The sequence below is a fragment of the Paenibacillus sp. VT-400 genome, from assembly GCF_001029205.1.
GTDB classification, from domain to species: domain Bacteria; phylum Bacillota; class Bacilli; order Paenibacillales; family Paenibacillaceae; genus Paenibacillus; species Paenibacillus amylolyticus.
The window spans coordinates 3852522-3874482 of record NZ_LELF01000067.1; the positions used below are offsets into that span (position 1 = coordinate 3852522).

The 21961-nt window shown below is 48.3% G+C and carries 16 protein-coding genes; 1 reads left to right on the forward strand and 15 read right to left on the reverse strand.

The annotated features are described in order from the left end of the window. Positions 1–26: 26 nt before the first annotated feature. The 3 genes from addA to EL84_RS27655 all read right to left on the reverse strand — a co-directional run bounded on the left by addA (position 27) and on the right by EL84_RS27655 (position 9534). Entirely contained in the window at positions 27–4454 is a 4428-nt protein-coding gene (addA, locus tag EL84_RS27645) for a helicase-exonuclease AddAB subunit AddA (RefSeq protein WP_047843787.1), read from the reverse strand. After that, positions 4451–7954, reverse strand: coding sequence for a helicase-exonuclease AddAB subunit AddB (gene addB / locus EL84_RS27650; protein ID WP_047843788.1), 3504 nt, complete (start codon positions 7952–7954; stop codon positions 4451–4453). Before addB ends, addA begins: the two co-directional genes overlap by 4 nt. A 203-nt stretch (positions 7955–8157) precedes the next feature. Then, positions 8158–9534: a class I SAM-dependent rRNA methyltransferase gene (locus tag EL84_RS27655; protein WP_047843789.1), complete on the reverse strand. Its 1377-nt coding sequence runs from the start codon at positions 9532–9534 to the stop codon at positions 8158–8160. Positions 9535–10052: 518 nt separating this feature from the next. Between EL84_RS27655 and EL84_RS27660 the strand changes: the two genes are divergently transcribed. Further along, the gene (locus EL84_RS27660; RefSeq protein ID WP_047843790.1) at positions 10053–11054 is read left to right on the forward strand and encodes a Na/Pi cotransporter family protein; all 1002 of its coding nucleotides are present in this window, start codon (positions 10053–10055) and stop codon (positions 11052–11054) included. A 58-nt stretch (positions 11055–11112) separates the two neighbouring features. On the opposite strand, the gene EL84_RS27665 is transcribed toward EL84_RS27660, so the two are convergent. The 12 genes from EL84_RS27665 to hrcA form a co-directional block, all read right to left on the reverse strand. Next, positions 11113–11547 (reverse strand): NUDIX hydrolase, encoded by a 435-nt coding sequence (locus EL84_RS27665; protein WP_036615070.1) that lies wholly within the window; start codon positions 11545–11547, stop codon positions 11113–11115. 115 nt (positions 11548–11662) lie between these two features. After that, on the reverse strand, positions 11663–13009 hold the full coding sequence (gene mtaB / locus EL84_RS27670) for a tRNA (N(6)-L-threonylcarbamoyladenosine(37)-C(2))-methylthiotransferase MtaB (protein ID WP_047843791.1): 1347 nt from the start codon (positions 13007–13009) through the stop codon (positions 11663–11665). Positions 13010–13011: 2 nt separating this feature from the next. Next, on the reverse strand, positions 13012–13776 hold the full coding sequence (locus EL84_RS27675; protein ID WP_047843792.1) for an RsmE family RNA methyltransferase: 765 nt from the start codon (positions 13774–13776) through the stop codon (positions 13012–13014). Positions 13777–13913: 137 nt separating this feature from the next. Then, on the reverse strand, positions 13914–14594 hold the full coding sequence (locus tag EL84_RS27680; protein WP_047843793.1) for a site-2 protease family protein: 681 nt from the start codon (positions 14592–14594) through the stop codon (positions 13914–13916). Between the two features lie 3 nt (positions 14595–14597). Then, complete coding sequence (gene prmA / locus EL84_RS27685; RefSeq protein ID WP_047843794.1) at positions 14598–15563, reverse strand: 50S ribosomal protein L11 methyltransferase; 966 nt, start codon at positions 15561–15563, stop codon at positions 14598–14600. A 190-nt stretch (positions 15564–15753) separates the two neighbouring features. Continuing rightward, positions 15754–16146, reverse strand: a complete 393-nt coding sequence (locus tag EL84_RS27690) for a hypothetical protein (RefSeq protein ID WP_047843795.1) — start codon at positions 16144–16146, stop codon at positions 15754–15756. Beyond that, entirely contained in the window at positions 16139–16318 is a 180-nt protein-coding gene (locus tag EL84_RS27695) for a YfhD family protein (protein WP_017687220.1), read from the reverse strand. Before EL84_RS27695 ends, EL84_RS27690 begins: the two co-directional genes overlap by 8 nt. A gap of 28 nt (positions 16319–16346) precedes the next feature. Beyond that, positions 16347–16715: a hypothetical protein gene (locus tag EL84_RS27700; RefSeq protein ID WP_017687219.1), complete on the reverse strand. Its 369-nt coding sequence runs from the start codon at positions 16713–16715 to the stop codon at positions 16347–16349. Positions 16716–16956: 241 nt separating this feature from the next. After that, positions 16957–18081, reverse strand: a complete 1125-nt coding sequence (gene dnaJ, locus EL84_RS27705; protein ID WP_036615086.1) for a molecular chaperone DnaJ — start codon at positions 18079–18081, stop codon at positions 16957–16959. Positions 18082–18210: 129 nt separating this feature from the next. Further along, positions 18211–20055, reverse strand: a complete 1845-nt coding sequence (gene dnaK, locus EL84_RS27710; RefSeq protein WP_047843796.1) for a molecular chaperone DnaK — start codon at positions 20053–20055, stop codon at positions 18211–18213. 161 nt (positions 20056–20216) lie between these two features. After that, a complete protein-coding gene (grpE, locus tag EL84_RS27715; RefSeq protein ID WP_047843797.1) occupies positions 20217–20780 on the reverse strand; it encodes a nucleotide exchange factor GrpE in 564 nt (187 codons plus the stop codon). Positions 20781–20824: 44 nt separating this feature from the next. Next, positions 20825–21856 (reverse strand): heat-inducible transcriptional repressor HrcA, encoded by a 1032-nt coding sequence (gene hrcA, locus EL84_RS27720; protein WP_036615092.1) that lies wholly within the window; start codon positions 21854–21856, stop codon positions 20825–20827. Positions 21857–21961: the final 105 nt, after the last annotated feature.

Genomic DNA, 21961 nt, shown 5'->3' on the forward strand with positions numbered 1-21961 from the left:
AATCCATGGTTTTAAATTCCGATCTTTTACAATTTCACTGCATGTCCACCATCAAAAAAGTACAGCCATTTCCGGTCAACTTTCCGACCCAATATATCTTCAATGGCCCGTCCATACAGATCTAGCTGGAAGCGATAATTTTTGGTGAGTTCATCCAAACCACCACGATGCTCCAATACCCGATCCGTCTTGTAATCAAGCAAGACAAGCTCGCCGTCCACCTCATACAGACAATCGATAATCCCCTGTACAAGCACGGTTTCATTTTCAATCGTTGCCTGCATTTTGCTATCTTCATTTATTGTCTGCATATCTGAGTTCGCCGCCCGTTCATGTAGCCATTCCACAGGAGACTGATGTGCCGGAAGTCCATACACAAACGGAATTTCCCGTTTCACCCACGCTGCACGCAATAATTCTTTCCCTGGTTCTGTATTGAAAAATCCGGCCAGTTCTTCAGGTTCGATAGCCGCAGCATGATGGGGCAGCAAAATCTGAAGCTTAATCAACCGCTCAATCGTCTGTTCAATAAGCTGTGAATCAACAGATGATCCATCTATAGGAAGATGCTGCATCAACGTATGATACACGTTTCCCCGTTCTGCCCCTGTCAGCTGCGTTGCCTCCATGAATTTGGGACGACGCAGGTGCAGTTTGAAAGACGTACCTGCAGATCCCGCATCCGGAAGGTTCACCGTACCGTTTGAATCTGTCCATGATCCAGTCTCACGCTCGTTAGATTCATCGGATACGCCACGTAGTACATGGCCTGCTTCATCTTTGGTGTAATTGATTCCTGGGTTGTTGTGAGCCAATAATTTCTCGGACTGTTCTCCCAGTTCCTCCATCACCTCTACGGACTGGATATCCTGCATCGCAAGTAACGTTTTCAACTCCGTGACAGATGTACTGGCTGCTACTTGAGTTGCTGCTTCATAGGGGTACGTCCATGAAAGTCGTTGATCAACCTCGTTGATCAGCCGTGTCTCCTCTTGTTGAAGAGCTACTGTGTCTGCACCTTCATCTCCAATGTTTTGGTTAGCCGTATCTTGTGCACTCTTCGTCAGCTCTTCTACAGTTGAAGATGTAACCAACTTCACGGGTTGGACGGCTTTTAGTGCAGCAATTCGTTCTTTCCGTACCTCATTTATCCCGTCTTCTTCTCCGAGTATCAGATCTACCACATGGTCACGGGATACCTGATCGGCGGAAATAATAGAGATCGCCCATCGTGATTGATCATCTGCAAGACAAGCTGAGAACGAATCATTGCTTCCAGCAAGTTCACGCAGCACACCCGCATCTGGATGTCTCATCAGGGATGGCCCAATCCAGTCCAGGTAACTCCGTCCAGCAGCAAGCAGATAATCTGGCAATGCCAGTTCAGGGCTGTCTTTGACCTGAGACCACGCCAGCGCTTTTTTCGCGGCATCTTTTACAGTACCTAGCAGAATCATTTTCTCTTTTGGACGGGTCAACGCAACATACAGCACACGCATCTCTTCAGCCAGCAGTTCAAATTGCGCACGACGACGAATCGCCAGATTGGCTAATGTAGGATAGGCAACCCGGTTCTCACGATCCACAAACCTCGGACCAAATCCCAGTTCCTTATGCATTAGAAACGGTGCGTTCAAGTCCTGCTGATTAAACATCTTGGATATGCCACCGACAAAGACAATTGGAAACTCCAAACCCTTACTCCGGTGAATCGTCATGATACGTACGGCGTTGTCCTGCTCACCAGAGCTACTTGCTACAGTTCCGAGGTCTCCCCCGTTTTCCCGCAGTCTGGAAACATAGGTCAGGAAACGGAACAAGCCGCGATTCGCAGTTGATTCTTCATATTGTCGTGCGCGATCGTACAATGCCTTAAGATTACTTTGACGTTGCAGTCCTCCTGGAAGACCACCAACCCAGTCCAAATAACCGGTTTCCCGATACATACGCCAGATCAGTTCACTTAGACTACCTTGTCTTGCCTCAAGTCTCCACTGCTGCAATTGACGCATAAAACGAATTAACTTCTGCTGCAACTCCGAGCCTGAGATCTCCGTTATACCCAAATCCTCACTTGCATGTCCCGCAACACCAGCATCTTGCATTCCATCTGTATGCAATGTATGCACATCGGATTCATAGACATCATCCAGGATCTCTGCCTCGACTGAAGCTGCTGTCTCCCGCTGTCCCAGTTCCATCTCTGCCCAGGCTTCCGGCCACTGCAACTGGACCATATTGGAATCAGGATGATTATCCTGCCGGGATTGTTGTACAGCATTAGTGGAGGAATCGCTCCAATCTCCCGCAGCCGATATAACCGCATCATAGAATGACTGTCTTTTGTCACCAAGCCGAATCTGTGCCAGTTCCTCTTCATCCAGTCCAACAATCGGGGAACGAAGCACGGAAGCAAGCGGAATATCCTGCCTTGGATTATCAACAAGCTGAAGCAGAGACATCATGATTTCCACTTCTGTAGCCTGAAAATAGCCCTTGCTCTGTTCTCCTCCAGCAGGAATTCCCTGCTGTCTGAATTCCTCAATCATGAGCGGAGCCCACATCAAGGTCGAACGCAGCAAGATGACCATGTCACCGTAACGTGCCGGGCGCATCGTTTGCAGGGCTTTGTCATATACATGAAGGGCAGGTTTGTCCGTGTCTCCAACCATCTCCCGAATACGCCTTGCGATTGCCCTCGCTTCCAACTGGGCTGTTTCAAGTTCGGCACTCTCCAGTTCTGCGGAGACCGATGCATCCCCATTCTCATCCGTACTCTCTGTCAGATCAGGACCACCACCCTGACGATCGATCAGCATGAGTTCAGGTGTATACGCCTCATCACCAAGTGTTTCTGACGGGAAGGTAGCCCCATATGCCAGTTGAGCTCGTTCATCGTAAGCAATCTCTGCCACACCTTCGTTCATGAGTTGCCGGAATATCATATTGACCGAATGCACGACTTCTGCTCGACTACGAAAATTCCGCGCAAGATCAATACGTTGACCAGTACGATGCAGACGTTCTTCCACCATTCCGTCCTCATTTGTGCTCGCTCCATACTGGCGATACTTGTTCATAAACAGACCTGGCTCAGCCAACCGGAAACGGTAGATACTCTGTTTGACATCACCGACCATGAATCGGTTACCCGGGTTTTCTCTGGAGATCAGTTTCACGATATCTTCCTGAACCGTATTGGTATCCTGATATTCATCAAGCAACACTTCATCGAATCGCGAACGGTACTCCATAGCCGCATCGGAAGGCATCGACTGTTCAGGCGTTGAATCCTCATGTCGCAAAATGTGAAGACAGTAATGCTCCAGATCACTGAAGTCAACTTGCCCACGTTCCTGTTTGGCCTGTCGATAACGTTCTCCAAATGTACTAACCAACCTCGACAACTCCTGCATGAGTGGTGCCGCTTGCTCCAACTCCTGCCAGAACGCAAACGCACTTCTTCCGAACAATGAACCTTTCAGGTCGGTAACTGCCTTTTTCGCGGCCTCACGGAGTTCCTTCACCTGATCCTGTAAACCCGGGTCCGTCTGATCTTTTTTGCAGGGTTTCAGTTTGCCAAATGTAGCGGGTTGAAACACTTCAGGCAACCTTTCCCATGGCATAACCTGGGCTGCAGACAACAGTTCTTCTACCATCACCAGGTCTTCTTTTAACGTATCTGCATAAGGTGCCGGACCTTCAGGCTGCATGGAAATATGAATGCCTTGACGGAGCAATCCTGCTGCACCACTTAAAGCAAGAGCCGCATCACGCAAAATACTCTGAACCCATGCTGAATGTCCAAGTGCCTCTACACTTTCCACCTGAAAAGCAGACGCCATCTCTGAGAGCCAATGATCCGGCCAGGAATGACTGCGGGAGAAATCATACAAACGTTGCACCAGTCGATGCATCGCATCATCGTTTCGTTCTCCACTGAACCAGTCCACTAATTCGCGGAATGTACTCCCTTCATCTTCTTCGCCATACTTTTCCTCAAATAGTTCTTCAAGCAGTTCCTGCCGCATGATTTCCGCTTCATTTTCATTCAGGATACGGAAAGCCGGGTTCAACGGAATTTGCTGATAATAACGGCGAATGACTTCCATACAGAATGAATGCAGCGTTGTAATAGATGCCCGTCCAAGCAGCGACAGCTGCTTACGCAGATGCTCTTCTCCAGGCTGTTCTTCCAGCGCACGTTCCAACGCTTCCCGAATCCGTTGTTTCATCTCGGCGGCGGCCGCTTTGGTAAACGTAGCTACAAGTAAACGATCCACACTGTATCCTTGGGAGGGATCTGCGATCTTGCGAATAATTCGTTCAACCAGTACGGCTGTCTTGCCTGATCCCGCCGCTGCGGCAACCAGTATGTCTTCTCCGCTTTCGGAAATCGCACTCCACTGGTCATCACTCCAGAAGCTTCCTTCCGGTTTTGGCATATTCGTCATGATGTTTCCCCTCCCTTGGTGTGAGATAACATATCCCAGATTTGCAGTTTGCCCGGTTTGGACAACAGGTTGTATTCATTTCCTTCTATATTCTCATCAAACTGACAAACAGGCTTATATGGACAGAACGTGCACGCCACTTCCTGCTGAATACGATAAGGCTCAATGGCCACATCCCCATCCGTAATCCGGGTACCAATCTCACGGATATTACTGCGGACTGAAGCAAGCAGCGTATCCCATTGCTCTGGCGTAGCTACAGCGGCGCTGCTATAAAAGCTTCCGTCCGCCTTAAGAGCAACTGGAATAATAGCTGAATACCCCTTATCCAGGGTGTTGTCCATTTGAGCAATTGCGTCCCGATCCGCCAGTAGCAAACCTTTCATTTTGAACCGTTTCAGCAGTTCTTGTCCTGCCTGCTCTGATGTCATGCCGTTTGCGGATTGCAACAGCGGGTTATGCACATGGAAATACAACGTTCCTCCCGGCATCGCCGTTTCCCCAAGCCATTCTTCGGCAGCACTAAGCAGCACCTCCAGATAGGTGAGCATTTGCAATGACAGACCATAGTACACTTCATGTAACTTGAGGTCCGTCTGGCTTGATTTATAGTCAATGACACGCAAGAGCAGACCATTCTCTCCTTCTGCGACATCTACACGGTCAATTCGACCCACGATCTCCATCACACAGCCGTTCTCCAGTTCAAAACGTAGTGGCGGCAGTGTTTTATCGGGTCCAAAATCAAGCTCCAATCCAATCGGTTCAAAACTTCCACGTCTGGACTGTTCACCAAGAATAACCGATGCCCGGCTAACAATGTCCTTCAATTTGCGGAAAATATAACCGTATCGCTTGGTGCTTAGCAAAATCTCCCCTTGCAGCTGTGGTGCAATCTGCTCCACCGTTTGCTCGGCTTCATGACGACATTGGTCTGGAGTCAAACTGCCCCAACTACGATTTTCTTCGCGCAATCGCATAGCCAACTGGCTTAGTGCAGCATGAAACAGCTGTCCGATATCAGGAGCCTGAAGGCGGTACAATTGCCGTTCTTTGAGACGCAGCCCATGCGAAGCAAAATGGGAGAACGGACAAGCGACGAACCGCTCCATTCGCGAGACACTCGTCCTCACCTCTGTACCATACAGTCTGCGACTGGTAACTGTACGTAGTGGTAATGCCCGATTACGATAAAAGATTGATCCCATCAACCGTTCCAGCTGAGGTCTGCTTGTCTCTCGAGATACATGCCAATTGTAGACCGCCCACCACATTTCAGGGATGTCTTCTCCGTGGCGCCATTTGCGCAATTGTCCAATGAGCGTTGACAGACTCTGACCCGGATGGGTGACATAGGACCAATGCGCTTCTTCCGAGTTCGCAACCGGCGGTTGAGCGAGCAATGGCTGTTCTTGTAAACCAAACATCTTCCGTACATGACGGACAATCTCGGAAGGAAGCAGTGCTTTCCCCTCATCATCAGCAACCGGGTAACTCAGCCACAACTGGCTGCTTGCCGCTGTAAGTGCCGTATAGATCAGGAAACGTTCATCCAGCATCTGCCTTGTTGCACCTGGTCCAAGCGCCACGCCTCTTTCCGTCAGTAACGATCTCTCCAGTTCCGTTAATACGCCATCATCCTGAGGTACGGCAGGTAATTCACCATCAATCGCGCCAAGGATAAATACGTATTTGATGTCCTGAAGTCGTGTACGGTCCATAGAACCAACCAATACCTGATCAAGTGCTGGTGGTACCAGACCTAGCTTCAGTTCCGTCAATCCGGTCTCAATCATCCCGGCAAACAGCGTGATATCCAGCCGTTCATTCCCCATCATATCGACCATCTGATCCAATAAATCCAGCACAGCTCCCCACATCTGCCGATGTTCTCTCGACCGTTCGGGGTCACCTTGTGCCTTAGCTTCAGCAGACATGTTATCCAGCTTCCATGGGATTTCAGCATCTTCCAGCAATCTGTATAGTGCCTCGCACTGGGCTTTAGCTGTCTTTGCCTTTTTCATTCGTTTCTCAAAAACACCCAAGGAATCTGTAATGACCGTTCGGCAGCTCTCCATTAAAGAAAGCATCTGGTCCCGTCCTCGACTACGGCCATCCTGACCGTTGTCTTCGAGCGACAGGCTTGGTACATACTTCCACGGTTTGCCGTCAGTCCAGCGATACCCGTGAATACCACAAGCCAGTACATAATTCTCAAGCTGGTCCATATCTTCACGAGTGATGGAACCATCACGCGGAAGCAGCAGATCCGTTTTGACACAACGAAATACATCCTCGTAACGCCAGTGGCGCCGAACAATATCCAGTGCGGAACGGATAAACTCGGATAATGGATGATGAAGTTCATTTCTTCTGCGGTCCAGAAAGACGGGTACGCCATAATCCCTGAATAGAGGTTCAGCTATATCAGCGTAGGTATCCAACTGACGAACAAGTACCGCCATGTCCCGATAACGCGCACCTTCGTTTTGCGCCAGACGCCGCATCTCACGCAGTGCTCCCTCCATCTCAGCTCGTCGGTTCTCCGCTGCAACCAGTCGGATTCCGGAATCAAGGCCATCACTTTTCCAACGAATTCGGCGGTCGAAACCAGCCTCCAGATGAGCAAGTCCCGGACGATCCTTGTATCTCGGTGGAATCTCCGAATCTAGCACGGTTATATCGCTCGGTACACCCAGTTCGTCAGCCATCCCTTTCAGGCGCGCATAGGCACTCGCCGTAGGATAGAACAGTTCCAGTTCTCCAGGCAGCGCACCATGATCATAAGGGCGATCCAATGTCAGGGCAATCGTCACGGATGAGGATTGCAACATCAGCCGACCAATCACACTCATCTCCTGTGGTGTGAATCCCTGAAAACCATCAATCCAGATCTGGGCATCCTGCAGCAATGCACTTTCCGACAAACGATCTGTCAGCTCGGTCAACGTGTCTTCATCATCAATATATAAATTGGTCAGTTCCTGTTCATAGTCACGATATATCAGATTCAAGTCATGCAACTTGTCCTCCAGAATCGGCGAAGTGGATGAGGTATTCCCTCCAGACATCCCTTCTTCCAGCAATGACGGATCAACTTCATAACGTTTAAATTCACTATATAAGTCATTTAATTCGCCTATAAAACCCAGCTGGCTGCCGGATGCACCAAACAGCTTTAATTCTTCCTTACGGCGCTGGATGACCTTGTAGAGCAACATCTTTTTGCCTTCGGCTCCGATCGGAATACGAGCAGAACCACCTGCTTCTTGCATTACACGATAGGCTAGACGGCGAAAGCCGAGCACTTCTGCACGCATGGTACCTTTAATTGCTCCAGAAGACACCAATGCCTGCTCTGTTCGAAAAGAACTCTGTTCGGGAACGAGCAAAATCAAAGGTGTGCCTTGCGGCTCCTTTTGAAGCTGGGATGTAATTTCCCGGGTAATCAGCGAGCTTTTGCCGCTGCCTGCCCGGCCAATAACAAAACGAACGGACATGTCTAATCCTCCAAACCACACGTACAAGATTTTAATTCCCAGTATAACATATCTGACTTGGTTCGGAACATACGTTTGCCACTATCCGGTAAAACCGGAGATCATCTCCGTTAACACAGCAAAACAGCAAAAAGCCCGCAGCTATCACACTGTGGACTTTTGACTTGATCTATACTTGATTGGAACGAAAATCAATCATACGATTAATTCTTTTTACTGCGCACTTCGAAAATAGCAAATTTCAGATAATGTCCTTCATCCACGCCCAAAATTTGTGGGTGATCCTTACCGGCTGCTTTCCAGTCGATCAAACGAAGCACTTTACCTGCATCTTCCGCTGCATCGGCAATCGTATCCAGGAAGAGGTCTGGACGCATGTGATACGAACAGCTGGCTGTTACCAAATATCCACCCTCATTGACCAGTTTCATTCCTTGCAGATTGATATCTTTATAACCGCGACATGCACCTTTAACTGCTGATTTCGTTTTGGCAAACGCCGGGGGATCGAGGATGACCACATCAAATGTTTTACCGCCAGCTGCAAGGGCTTTGGATGTATCCACTTTCTGTTCGCCTGCACGAGCACGTGCGGTACGTTCATCCAGCCCCTTCACTTGTTCACGCAAGTACTGGAATGCATCAGCAACTACGAATTCGACCCGGTCGGTGAAACCGTTCAGCTCCACATTTGTTCGTGCACTCTCAATGGCGTGCTCCGAAATATCAAGACATGTCACTTTTTTGGCTCCATACTTACAGGCATTCAACGTGAAGCTACCCGTGTGTGAGAAGCACTCCAGTACGGTAGCACCATCCCAATAAGGGAATGTAACTACCTTACCGCTTTTATTCACAGGCAAGAGCTGCTCCGTGCCATCCTGCTCGGTCGTTTGAAGTGTGATTCCACTCTTGTAGCCCCAACCCTTCATGAGCGGTTCAATGGCTGCACGATTCTCGCGTTGGTCGAAGAAGTAACCTGTCTTCTGCCCTTCCACGATATCCACTTTGATGAGTAGTCCATTCTCTGTAACCGTGACATGCCGTGGGCACTCTCCATACAGCGGACCTTTGGTCTGCTCCAAACCTTCCAGTTCACGAATTGAGACATCACTGCGCTCATATATGCCTTCCGGCTGCATTACTTCAATGAGTGCCTGTACGATGGCTTCACGGCAACGATCCATGCCAAGTGTAAGCAACTGTACAACGAGGATGCTGCCGAATCGATCAACGATTAATCCTGGCAGAAAATCAGCTTCGCCGTAAACGAGACGGTATGCCTCTCCATCCTGGATAAAACGTTCCCGGTGTCGCAAGCAATCGCGGAAACGCGCTGCAAAAAACGCGGTGTCCATCTGTTCGGACTCCAGCGGTTGATACGCTACAACCCTTACAGTGATCTGAGATGCAGGATTGTAATAACCTGTCGCCAGATAGCGACCTTGATGATTCAATACATTGACCAGATCTCCCGGTTCCGGGTTTCCGTCAACAGAGGCAATTTCATTGTTAAATATCCATGGATGTGCATGTTCAAGCCGCTTTTTGCGACTGCGTTCGAGTGTAACTGATGGCAAGGTAGATCCACTTCCTTTAATTTAATAGTTCAAAAGATAGGTTTGGTGCGGCGCGTAGGTGGCGTTTCGGTTACGAATCGATCTTCCGATCGCTGTTGTCTCCAGATTTTATTGATTCCCTTTTTTAAAGGGAAAATCCGGAGACAAAGGCGCACGCTTCGCTTCTTTAGATTCGATTTCGTCCCCTCCACTACGTTTGCACGAATCACCGTATCTTTCGAATTGGGGTGGCGCAATTAGGTGGCGCTACGGCGACGAATTGTTCCTCTGATCGCTGTTATCCCCAGAATTTTTTTGATTCCCTTTCTTAAAGGGAAAATCCGGGGATAAAGGCGAGCGCTTCGCTTCTTCGGTAACAATTTCGTCTTCTTCGCTACGTTTGCACGAATCACCGTATCTTTCGAATTGGGGTGGGGTAATTTAGGTCGCTTCCCTCTGAATTCCTTTAGGCTTGTCATGGTTGTCTTTTCTTACTCATAGGATGAGTTAAGGAACCGGACGGAAGGAATGATGTTTCTATGTTTAGAGATGTTATATTGCCCCTACTCTATGGGCTTATTATCTTTTTTGGTGGCATGAAGCTGATGGAAACGGCCTTGCAGCGCATGGCTGGGCCCATGTTGGCGGGTTGGCTCAATCGGGCTACCTCTGCTCCATGGAAAGGCATGGCCTTCAGTGCAGGCGCAACGGCCTTGTTACAGAGCAGTACTGCGGTCACCGTACTCACCATTGGACTGGCTAATGCCAGATTAATTACCTATGGACGCACACTTGGCATCATCCTCGGCACCAACATCGGGACATGCCTGACGACGGAGCTGGTGGGACTGCAGATCGGACGTGCTTCCCTTCCGCTACTCGTCCTGTCGCTAACGGGCTGGGCCATGTTTGTTGTTCTTGGTGAACGCAATCTGGCCGCTCCTGAACGCACGCGTCAGACTCTGTTTAACATCCAGTACAGCTTCCTCGCAGCTGCCGGATTTTCACTTGTTATGACAGGTATTCAGGTGATGCAATCCATTGCCTTACCCTTGCGGAGCATGGGCGTATTTCAATGGTTTCTCGACCGCTCGGCCGACAGCTTGTGGTGGGGCTTCCTGGCAGGTGCCTGTCTGACAGCGCTCATTCACAGCAGCGCAGCTGTCATTAGCATGGCGATTACGCTCGCAGCCACAGGGGTATTGCCTGTGGAGATCGGCATCGCCATTGTGATCGGGTCCAATGTGGGGACCTGCATCACCGCTGTGATTGCTGCCGCGGGCGGAGCATCCGCAGGCAAATTTGTCGCAGCCTCCCATGTTGTATTAAACATTGCGGGAGCGCTGCTGTTTATGCCGCTGATCGGCCAGCTGCATGCAGCTTCGGCCTGGCTGTCAGCGGACAACGGGGCACAGATTGCGCATGCCCAGACCCTTTTTAACATCACCAGTTCACTGCTCGCTTTGCCATTCTGTTACTTGCCAATCTGGCACAAAAAACCACCGGTCCACGCCCCCGCGGCGAAGTCACCCGTGGCTTGATGATCTGCCTGTCCAGACCCACAGAGCGCGCGGCTAACTGACTCGAACAATAATGCCGTTATACGTTAATGCCTAACTTGTTCAGGGCTACACGCAAGATATCATCGTTATTATCATATCCGCTCTGCTGCTGTAAGGACCATGCTTCTTCCGGAGCATACCAATCCACACCCTTGATTTCTTCAATCTGAGGCTGTAGATCACCACTCTCAGCTTCAACGAGATAATAATGAACTTCCTTGTCCACCGGGCCAAAGTCTGCATGTTGGTACGTGTAAGCAATGATATCAACCGGCTCTACAATGCGGCCCACCATACCTGTCTCCTCCAAAATCTCGCGCAGTGCCGTCTGTTCAATTGTTTCTCCATCTTCCATTTTGCCCTTGGCGAGAGTTGTTTTACCATAACGATCTACGATAAGCTGAATTTGAAGACGTCCGTCTTCCCCTGTTCTATAAACAACTCCGCCTGCTGAAATTTCTTTTTTGTTCATCGTGCTCTCCCCCATCAACTTCGATATCTTTATCTTATTTTTTTGCAAAAGAAGGACCTCATCTCCCCGGGTAAGCTCCCCAAGGAAATGAAATCCTTGTTTCTGACGCCTCGATTTACATCGCGGCGGACTTAAGATTCTCTTCCAACACACGTACCAGCGTAGCCTGACTCTCGTTGACGCCAGCTTCAACAACTTTAACTCGGCACACTTTACCGACCATATCCATGGTTCCGTCAAAGACCAGTTGAATGTAGTTGTCGCTATAACCGTGCAGCTTGCCACTTCCCTCGCGGCCTTTGGCTTCCCCTTCGGGAATAACATCCAGTACCTGTCCGACAAACTGCTCAGCGTACTCCAGCTGCATCTGCTCAGATAAGTCAATCAGTTCATGCACACGTGCATTTTTGACCTCTTCGTCCACCTGATCTTCCATTCGTGCTGCTGGCGTGCCCGTACGCTTGGAATAAGGGAATACGTGCATTTCGGAAAAACCGATCTTCCGCATCAACTCATAGCCATTACGGTACATCTCATCCGTCTCACCTGGAAATCCAACAATGATGTCTGTTGTAATCGCTACATCAGGCATTGCTTCCCGAATGCGAAGCATCTTGTTGTAAAACTCTTCTGTCGTATATTTACGACGCATGCGTTTTAACACCGTATCATCACCCGCTTGCAGCGGAATATGGAAGTGACGAACAAGTTTGTCCGAACGTTTGATCACGTCGAGCATGCGGTCATCGATCTGGCTGGCTTCAATCGAGCTGATTCGAATACGCTCCAAACCCTCTACCTTATCCAAATCCCACAGCAGATCGGTCAGATCATAGTTCTCCATGTCATCGCCATACCCACCTGTATGAATACCGGTCAGAACAATCTCCTTGTATCCGGCGTGTACGAGTTGATGCGCCTGTTGAATAATGCTGTTTGCTTCCCGACTGCGTGAGAGACCACGAGACCACGGAATAATGCAGAACGTGCAAAAGTTATTGCAACCATCCTGAATCTTCAGGAACGCGCGGGTACGGTCAGCAAAATCCGGTACGTCCATTTCTTCAAACACACGGGTTTTCATAATATTACGCACCGCATTAACCGGTTGACGGGACTCCTGAATTTCATTAACATATGGCAAAATCTTGTCACGGTCCTGTGTACCGATAACCAGATCCACCCCTGGGATGTCCAGAATCTCTGCCGGAGAAGTCTGCGCGTAGCAGCCTGTAACGGCCACAATCGCCTCCGGGTTGCGCCGAATGGCACGACGAATAATTTGACGGCTCTTTTTGTCGCCGGTATTGGTTACTGTACAAGTATTAATCAAGTATACATCCGCTGTCTGTTCATCAAAGTCCACTTGATCGTAACCTTCGTTTTTGAACAATTGCCAAATCGCCTCTGTATCATAAAAATTAACTTTGCAGCCTAAGGTGTAAAACGCCACGGATGGCATAATTACATTCCTCCCATTTCTCCGGATTCATATAGCACGCAAGTTAGTGCTGCCATTCCAGCTGTCTCAGCACGCAAAATGCGTTTGCCCAGTCCAACAGATACAGCACCTGCCTGATCAGCCTCTGCCGTCTCCTTCTCAGAAAATCCACCTTCCGGTCCAACCACGATCAATACTTCTGCACTTGCATCAGGTGCAAGCTGCTCTACAAACGGCTTCAGTGCATCTCTCAGCTGTTTACCGTTTTCTTTCTCATAACAATAACATACCAGGCTATAGCCCTCAAAAGAAGATAACAGCCCTTTCCAGGAAAGCGGCTGCTCGACGGATGGAATACGATTCCGGTGACTCTGTTCGGCAGCTTCCTTGGCAATTTTCCGCCACCGCTCCAACCGTTTGCCTTCTTTCTTGGCATCATATTGCACAATCGTACGTTCTGATAGGAAGGGTACAAATGATACCGCCCCAATCTCAGTACATCTCTGGATGACTGTTTCCATCTTGTCGCCCTTGGGCAAACTCTGTGCCACGGTTACACGAATCCGTGCTTCATGGTCCATCTCGAGAGGTTCCACAATATTGGCTGTAACTTGGCCCACTTCAATACTCTCAATTTCGACGAGTGCTTCTCTGGAGTTTCCGTCACTGACAATCAGTTTATCTCCAGGTTTACCACGCATGACCTTGCCAATATGGCGTGCATCATCACCTGTGATAATCACAGCGTGTTCATTAAACTGTTCTGCAGATACAAAATATCGCTGCATTAGTCAATCCACCCATTCTGTCCTGTTATGATTGGAATTCACCCCGCCTGATGGCAGGCGTGAATCCAATCGCCACAGATGATCATACAACTTTTACGTGTTTCTGACCAGTATTCCGGTCCATAAACAATGCGCTTTTAGCGATATAATTCGATAATCACCTTTGCCAGATCCACATACATCGTTTGCGCAAACTCATACAAAGGTTGAATCGTCACATTTTGCAACGGAGGTATAACAAGAATCAATAGGAAGATAAAAATAGACCATTGCTCCACCCCTTGCAGCTTGCGGCTGATTGAAGGTGGCAGTAGATCCTCTAGAATCCGATAACCATCCAGTGGTGGCAACGGAATCAAGTTAAACAGGAACAGGAAAAAGTTGGTTAAGTTAAAGATAGCGAAGAACGTTGTGATTGCTGTCAGCAACCGCTCATTATCAATCCCACCGAGTGCTCCCGAACCAACCAGTGAAGCATAGATGATTGTACCGATGATCGCGAGCAACAGATTGCTCAGAGGCCCTGCTGCAGATACGATGATGCCCATCAATCTAGGTTTGTCGAAGTTAGCCCGATTAACGGGAACTGGACGTGCCCAACCAAAGCCGGCAATAATGAGCAGCAGCACACCAAACAAGTCAAAGTGTACAACCGGATTCAGCGTGACCCGACCCAACAGCTTCGCTGTTGGATCACCAAATTTGTTGGCAAAATATGCATGCGAGAATTCATGCACCGTAAATGCGATCAGAATGGTCAGTAGGAAAAACGGAAGCTGATCGATCGGATAACGAAAGAACGAATTCCAAAAGTCCATACGTTACCCCTTTCTGGCTACAAACGCCAGCCAGTCCTCATCACGGTGGATCGCACTCACTTCAAACCCCGAGGCTACCAGTGCATCATGCACAACCTGCTCTTTGTTCTTCCAAATGCCGGATACAATATAGGTACCACCAGACTCAAGCGCATTATAGACATCATCTACGAACAACAAAATGATCTCAGCCAGAATGTTCGCCACGACAACCTTAACCGGCAGTTGTACACCAAGTGCAGGGTCCTGACTCCCAAGGACGGACAACAGATCACTCTCTTTAACCGTAATTTGTTGTTCCAGCCCATTCAGTTCCACATTCTCCCTGGCACTGATTACCGCAACTGGATCAAGATCAAGCGCCAGTACATGTTTTGCCCCAAGTTTTATCGCTCCAATAGCCAAAATACCAGAACCTGTACCTACGTCAATGACTTCCTCGCCGCCCTGAATAACCGTTTCCAGTGTGCGCAAGCAGAGGGAGGTCGTTGGATGTGTTCCTGTACCAAAGGCCATGCCTGGATCAAGCTCAATAATTTTCTCATCTGGACTTTCAGGCGTATACTCTTCCCACGTTGGCTTGATCGTCAAACGTTCCGATACGCGTACCGGCTTGAAATATTGTTTCCAGGCTGTTGCCCAGTCATCTTCATCCACTGTACGCGTCTCATAACGAACCTCACCTGTATCAATTCCGAATTCGGAGAGTTGCTCAATTCTCGGATTAACTTCTGACTGTAATGCAACCATATCCGTACCTTCGGAGAAGTACCCTTTGATGACTGCAAAGCCTTCCGGAATATCATTCAAAGGAACGTCATATAACTCACCATATGTCGTGTCCCGTTTTTTATTTAAAGTACCGGACTCTTCAATCGAAACCCCTCCAGCACCCGCTTCATGTAAAAAATTCGAAATCATCTCCACAGCTTCTTCTGTGGTATGTATTGTTAGTTCATGCCATAACATACTTGGTTTTTCCTCCTCATTTTTCAAACATCCCAACTATTGTACTACACAAGCTAGCCGGAGCACAAAGCCGCACCAGTAAAAGAAAAACAAAACAGGATATCCGCAGCCTGACTGCTCGAATATCCTGTCATCTATTCATACATATCTGTTTCATATACTTAAGCATTTTGCATATTTTGAATCTCAGTTAGCAAAAACGCCCACCATTCTGCGTGATCATCTCTGCGGCTTGCGGGAGCGAATCGTTGGATACGGACACGGTTAGCAAAATTTCTTGTTTTAGCCTGTTGGCCGAGTCCTCTTTGGGTGTATCATACACCTGACCATTGGACAACATTTCCGTTTCATCACTAATCAGGGCAAGTACATTCAGTTCGCCACTAAATCCTCCAACGACGGCCGTAGGAGAATTATCGGAGCCCGTAATATCGTTTGAGTCCAATGCAGACGCTTCATTGCCAAGGCTCTCAATACTCAATTGGTTCGGGTGCAGCAATTCCAGGGCTCTGCGTGCAGACTCGGCCTCAGTCCAGCTTGTAAAAACTGCTTCGAGGGTCACTGCCGAGCGATCTTCAGTCATGAAGCTCCCGTCCCTGTCGTCGATCAGCCGCTTCACTGCGGCGTAGTGCTTCTATATCTTCATGATCCGCAGCTTCAGCGCTGAATTCCACGTCCTCATTTTTCGCGGATTGCATACGTTTCATCTTTTCTGTTTTCGTTAAAATCTTGCCTGGACGTTCATGTTCTGCCATTGTAATGCTCCTCCTTCAAATTGGGAAACTAGATCATTCCACCGGCTTGTTCGATTATAGACATAGCGCGGTGATGTACCGATTCATCTACGATGACAGTTAGCAATACATCTCTTCCTGTAGGTCCACCCTGTCCACCATCACTCATGCCGCTTGCAGAAGGGTCCGCCGCAGCCATGATTCCAGCACTGGCATTTGTTTGCATCGAATCGGGCACCCATGATGAAAAACTGCCGGAAACGCCCGGCTTGTAGGAAGCCCCGCTTGGTCCTACACCCGCATATCGGCTGAATCGATTAATCGACAGGTCCTCCACTCGCAATGCCTCCAGTTTTTTGGCCGCCCCTTGAGCCTGCTCCGGGCTGTGAAAGTACGCCAAAATATTTTTCTCGGTCATCCGCTTCACCTGCTTTCCTAATTTCTCGCATATCAGCTATGCATATCATTCTCGCCATGCTATCTTTCCGCAAGTTCGCTCAGAATATACCGAAATGCTCCCACAAATTGCTGTCGTGCTTCGTAGCATAAATCCATGGATTTTTCGAAAACCACTCAATCAGTAAAAAAAGGCGTACAAAAAAGGACACCCTACGGGAAAAACCGCTGTGGTGTCCTTTTGGACTTGCTTTATTTTATTCTCAGTCGCCGCGGAAGGCGCGTTTCACTCTATCAAAGAAAGATTGTTCATGCTCATGTGTTTGCTCTCCATCCAGCGAAGCAATTTGGCGAAGCAGATCTTTCTGCTCGTCATTCAGCTTACTAGGTGTGACCACAACCACTTTCACATGTTGATCCCCTTGCCCCATACCGCGCAGGCGTGGTACACCTTTGCCTTTGAGTCGGAAATACGTTCCCGTTTGTGTACCAGCTGGTACTTTCAACTTCACTTTCTCGGTCAACGTTGGGATCTCAACTTCATCTCCCAGAGCTGCCTGAGCAAAGGTAAGTGGGATTTCGCAATAAATATCGTCGCCTTCACGCTCGAAGAAATCATGTGATTTCACGCGAATGACAATATACAGATCTCCCGCTGGTCCGCCACGCAGGCCTCCCTCGCCTTCACCTGTCATACGCAGTTGCGCGCCATCATCTACACCCGCTGGAATGCGGACATGGATTTTGCGTTGCTTGCGAACTTTACCGCTACCACTGCACGTTGTACATTTTTCTTTGATAATTTGGCCCGAACCGCTACAGTTCGAACATGCACGACGATTAACCATACGACCAAACGGTGTATTTTGCACGACTTCCTGCTGACCGCTACCTTGGCAGACCGAGCAGGTTTCCGGTTTCGTTCCAGGTTTGGCACCTGAGCCATGACAGGTATCACAGCCTTCGGTACGCGGAATCGTAATATCGGTTTCTTTACCGAATACAGCTTCCTTGAACTCAATTGTCATCGTGTACTGCAGATCATTCCCCCGTTGCGGAGCATTTGGATCACGTCGTCCACCGCCACCGCCGCCAAAGAACATGTCGAAGATGTCGCCAAATCCGCCGCCGCCAAAATCACCGCCACCACCGAATCCACCTTGATTCGGATCGACATGACCATATTGATCATATTGTGCACGCTTCTGACCGTCACTCACTACGTCGTAAGCTTCTTTAACTTCTTTAAATTTAGCTTCCGCATCAGCAGCCTTGTTTACGTCAGGGTGATACTGACGGGCAAGCTTACGGTAAGCCTTTTTAATCTCATCGTCGTTAGCCGTTTTACTAACGCCAAGCACTTCATAATAATCACGCTTTTCAGCCACTCTTCCACCCCCATATCATTCACCATATCGCACATCGTGACAAAAGGAAAGCCAAAGCGCGGGAGCCCCGGCTATGACTTTCCCTCTAATTCGAACGTCACCGATGTTTAATTCGCGTAGAACTACGAATTAGTTTTGTTTTTTATCTTCATCCACAACTTCGTAATCAGCGTCTACGACGTTGTCACGTTTAGCAGAACCTTGCTGCTCTTCAGCACCTTGTGCTTCTTGCTCTTGCGCCTGAGCTTGCTCATACAGTTTCACAGACAGTTGTTGAACGATCTCTGTCAGTTCTTCTGTAGCAGCTTTGATATCTTCCAGGTTGTCGGAAGCCAGAACGCCTTGCAGTTTTTCTTTGGCAGCATTTGCTTTTTCAACTTCGCCAGCATCTGCTTTTTCGCCAAGATCTTTGATCGTTTTGTCAACAGAGTAGATCAATTGATCTGCACTGTTTTTCGCTTCAACGAGTTCTCTGCGTTTTTTATCTTCTTCAGCATGCAACTCAGCATCTTTCATCATTTGCTCAACTTCAGCATCGCTCAAACCGCTGGAAGAAGTGATTGTGATTTTTTGAGTTTTGTTCGTACCTTTATCTGTTGCAGATACGTTAACGATACCGTTGGCATCAATATCGAAGCTAACTTCGATCTGTGGAACGCCACGTGGAGCTGGTGGAATATCACCCAACATGAAACGTCCAAGCGATTTGTTACCTGCTGCCATCTCACGCTCACCTTGCAGAACATGAATCTCAACGCTTGGTTGATTGTCTGCATATGTGGAGAACACTTGAGATTTGCTTGTAGGGATCGTAGTGTTACGCTCGATCATTTTAGTGAATACGCCACCCGCTGTTTCGATACCCAGGGACAATGGCGTTACGTCGAGCAATACAACGTCTTTCACGTCACCTGTCAGTACGCCCGCTTGTACAGCAGCACCCAAAGCTACAACTTCATCCGGGTTAACGCCTTTGTGTGGCTCTTTACCCGTCAGTTTTTTGATTGCTTCTTGTACTGCTGGAATACGTGTCGAACCACCAACCAATACGATCTTGTCGATATCGTTAGGCGTCATACCCGCATCACTCAATGCACGACGAGTTGGTTCAAGCGTACGCTCAACCAGACCTTCAGAGATTTCTTCAAATTTCGCACGGCTCAGGTTCAACTCCAAATGCTGAGGAACGCCATCAGCAACTGTGATGAACGGCAAGGAGATCGTTGTAGTCAATACGCCGGAAAGTTCTTTTTTCGCTTTTTCCGCTGCATCTTTCAAACGTTGAACCGCTGCTTTATCTTTACTCAAGTCAATGCCTTGATCTTTTTTGAATTCACTTACGAGGTAATCAATGATCACTTGGTCAAAGTCATCCCCGCCTAGTTTGTTGTCCCCGCTAGTTGCTTTAACTTCGAAGAAGCCATCACCCAGTTCAAGAATGGATACGTCGAACGTACCGCCACCCAGGTCATATACGAGGATCGTTTGGTCTTCGGATTTCTCCATACCGTATGCCAAAGCTGCTGCTGTTGGCTCGTTGACGATACGCAGAACTTCCAAACCTGCAATTTTACCCGCATCTTTAGTCGCTTGGCGCTGACTGTCATTGAAGTAAGCTGGTACAGTGATAACTGCTTGAGTTACCGTTTGACCCAGATAAGCTTCAGCATCGGATTTCAATTTTTGCAGGATGATTGCAGAGATCTCTTGTGCAGAGTAGTCTTTGCTATCGATTGTTTCCTTGTGGGAAGTACCCATGTGACGTTTGATCGACATGATAGTACGATCCGGATTGGTGATGGCTTGACGTTTTGCTGTTTCACCAACAACGCGCTCTCCATCCTTTTTGAAACCAACTACGGATGGAGTTGTACGTGCGCCCTCCGGATTTGGAATTACGACAGCCTCGCCGCCTTCCATTACTGCTACGCATGAGTTTGTTGTTCCTAAGTCAATACCAATTACTTTGCTCATCCGAAAATTTCCTCCCTCAACAATTTAAAATGAATGGGTCTGATCTGACCCTTATTTAGATGTTCATGTTGCTAATCGTGCTCTATGTGTACAAACCTTTATATTAAACTTCGCCCACATTGTTCAACCATGGAGCCGACTCATTCCTTCCTATAAGGAATTTATGAGCTGACTTTAACCATAGCTGGACGAAGCACTTTATCTTTCAGCATGTAGCCTTTTTGGACTTCCTCAACAACGATACCTTCTTCGTACTCGTCGCTCTCCACTTGCATAATTGCTTGGTGGAATTCAGGATTGAACGGTTGTCCTACCGATTCCATAGCCGTCAGACCTTCATTATTCATCACGGTTTCCAATTGACGGAAAATCATTTGGATGCCCTTGGAGAAAGATTCGACCTCTGCTCCTTCCGGTACAGTAGCCATGGCGCGCTCGAAGTTATCAATAACCGGTACCAGTTCGGTGACCAGCTTCATCGAAGCGTATTTAGCCAATTCTTCTTTTTCCTTCTGCGTACGACGACGGAAGTTATCAAAATCAGCCTGTGCACGGACATAACGCTGTTGTTGCTCCTCAACTTCTGCCTTCAGACGTGCAAGCTCATCCTGCTCCTGACCAGCCATCTCTTCAGCTTGTGCTTCTGCAGCGCCAGCTTCATTAATAGGCTCCTGCTCAGTTGCTGTTACCTCTTGTTCTTCTGTAAATGATTGCTCCTCTTTCAAGATGTTCACCTCCTTATACGAATGAAATGGTTCATTCCCGAATCTTATTTGAAACGATGTGTCAGCATCGCCGTCAAGTCACGGGATAGTGTATTTAGAATATGAATGACACGTGCATAATCCATCCGCGTGGGTCCTAGAATACCGATCGAACCCAAAGCCTCACCGTCCAAGGAATAGGAGGCTGTAATCAGGCTGCAGTTGGCAAAGGCTTCATGATCATTTTCAGTGCCGATTCGCACTTGAATACCAGATCCACCCGGCACGGGCATCATCAATTTCATGAGTGTTGGTGTCTCTTCCAGCAGGTCAAGAATATCTTTTACCTTTTCGATATCTTTAAACTCCGGTTGAGTCAACATATTGGTGGCACCACTGAGGAACAGACGATTATCATGTTCATTGTCAAAGGCACTGTTCAGCACCTGCATAACTTCCTCGTAACGTGTAATATGCCGTTCCATCTCTTGCCCAAGTTCGGTATAAAGACGGGATTTCAATTTGTAGATTGGTACGCCCACAAGTTTGGTATTTAACAAGCGAACCACATTTTCCATCTCGGCTACCGAGATTTCTGGTGGAATCTGAACCGTCTTGTTCTCCACTTGACCTGTATTGGTCACAATGATCGCCACAGCTTCACTCTCGTTCAGCGGAAGCAATTGGAAGTGACGTAAGGACGTATGGAATACTTCCGGTCCAAGCAGGATCGAAGTATAATTCGTCATATGTGACAAAATATTGGATGCATGCTGAATAACTTGTTCCATGACGTTCAGTTTTTCAGCAAAGAACGACTTCAGATCATCCAACTCCTGAGGCTCCACCTGATTCCAAGGGACCAAATGATCGACATAATATCGATAGCCTTTATGAGAAGGAATGCGTCCTGCCGATGTATGCGGCTGTTCCAGGAAACCCATATCTTCAAGGTCCGCCATTTCATTACGGATCGTCGCCGGACTGTATCCAACATCTCCCCTTTTGGAAATGCTCCGGGACCCTACGGGCTCAGCTGAACGGATATAGTCATCCACTATAGCGTTCAGAATCATTCGTTGACGCTCTGTTAACATGGTGAGTATCCCTCCTTCTGACTGTACTGTCCCATGTCGTTAGCACTCCGGTTAGATGAGTGCTAAGCGGTAATACAAAAATACCAAACTGACGTGAACATTGTC

Coding starts and splice junctions, on each gene's coding strand:
- addA (WP_047843787.1), bottom strand. CDS start 4,454: ATGACGAATATGCCAAAACCGGAAGGAAGCTTCTGGAGTGATGACCAG.
- addB (WP_047843788.1), bottom strand. CDS start 7,954: ATGTCCGTTCGTTTTGTTATTGGCCGGGCAGGCAGCGGCAAAAGCTCG.
- EL84_RS27660 (WP_047843790.1), top strand. CDS start 10,053: ATGTTTAGAGATGTTATATTGCCCCTACTCTATGGGCTTATTATCTTT.
- EL84_RS27665 (WP_036615070.1), bottom strand. CDS start 11,547: ATGAACAAAAAAGAAATTTCAGCAGGCGGAGTTGTTTATAGAACAGGG.
- mtaB (WP_047843791.1), bottom strand. CDS start 13,009: ATGCCATCCGTGGCGTTTTACACCTTAGGCTGCAAAGTTAATTTTTAT.
- EL84_RS27675 (WP_047843792.1), bottom strand. CDS start 13,776: ATGCAGCGATATTTTGTATCTGCAGAACAGTTTAATGAACACGCTGTG.
- EL84_RS27680 (WP_047843793.1), bottom strand. CDS start 14,594: ATGGACTTTTGGAATTCGTTCTTTCGTTATCCGATCGATCAGCTTCCG.
- prmA (WP_047843794.1), bottom strand. CDS start 15,563: ATGTTATGGCATGAACTAACAATACATACCACAGAAGAAGCTGTGGAG.
- EL84_RS27690 (WP_047843795.1), bottom strand. CDS start 16,146: ATGACTGAAGATCGCTCGGCAGTGACCCTCGAAGCAGTTTTTACAAGC.
- EL84_RS27695 (WP_017687220.1), bottom strand. CDS start 16,318: ATGGCAGAACATGAACGTCCAGGCAAGATTTTAACGAAAACAGAAAAG.
- EL84_RS27700 (WP_017687219.1), bottom strand. CDS start 16,715: ATGACCGAGAAAAATATTTTGGCGTACTTTCACAGCCCGGAGCAGGCT.
- dnaK (WP_047843796.1), bottom strand. CDS start 20,055: ATGAGCAAAGTAATTGGTATTGACTTAGGAACAACAAACTCATGCGTA.
- hrcA (WP_036615092.1), bottom strand. CDS start 21,856: ATGTTAACAGAGCGTCAACGAATGATTCTGAACGCTATAGTGGATGAC.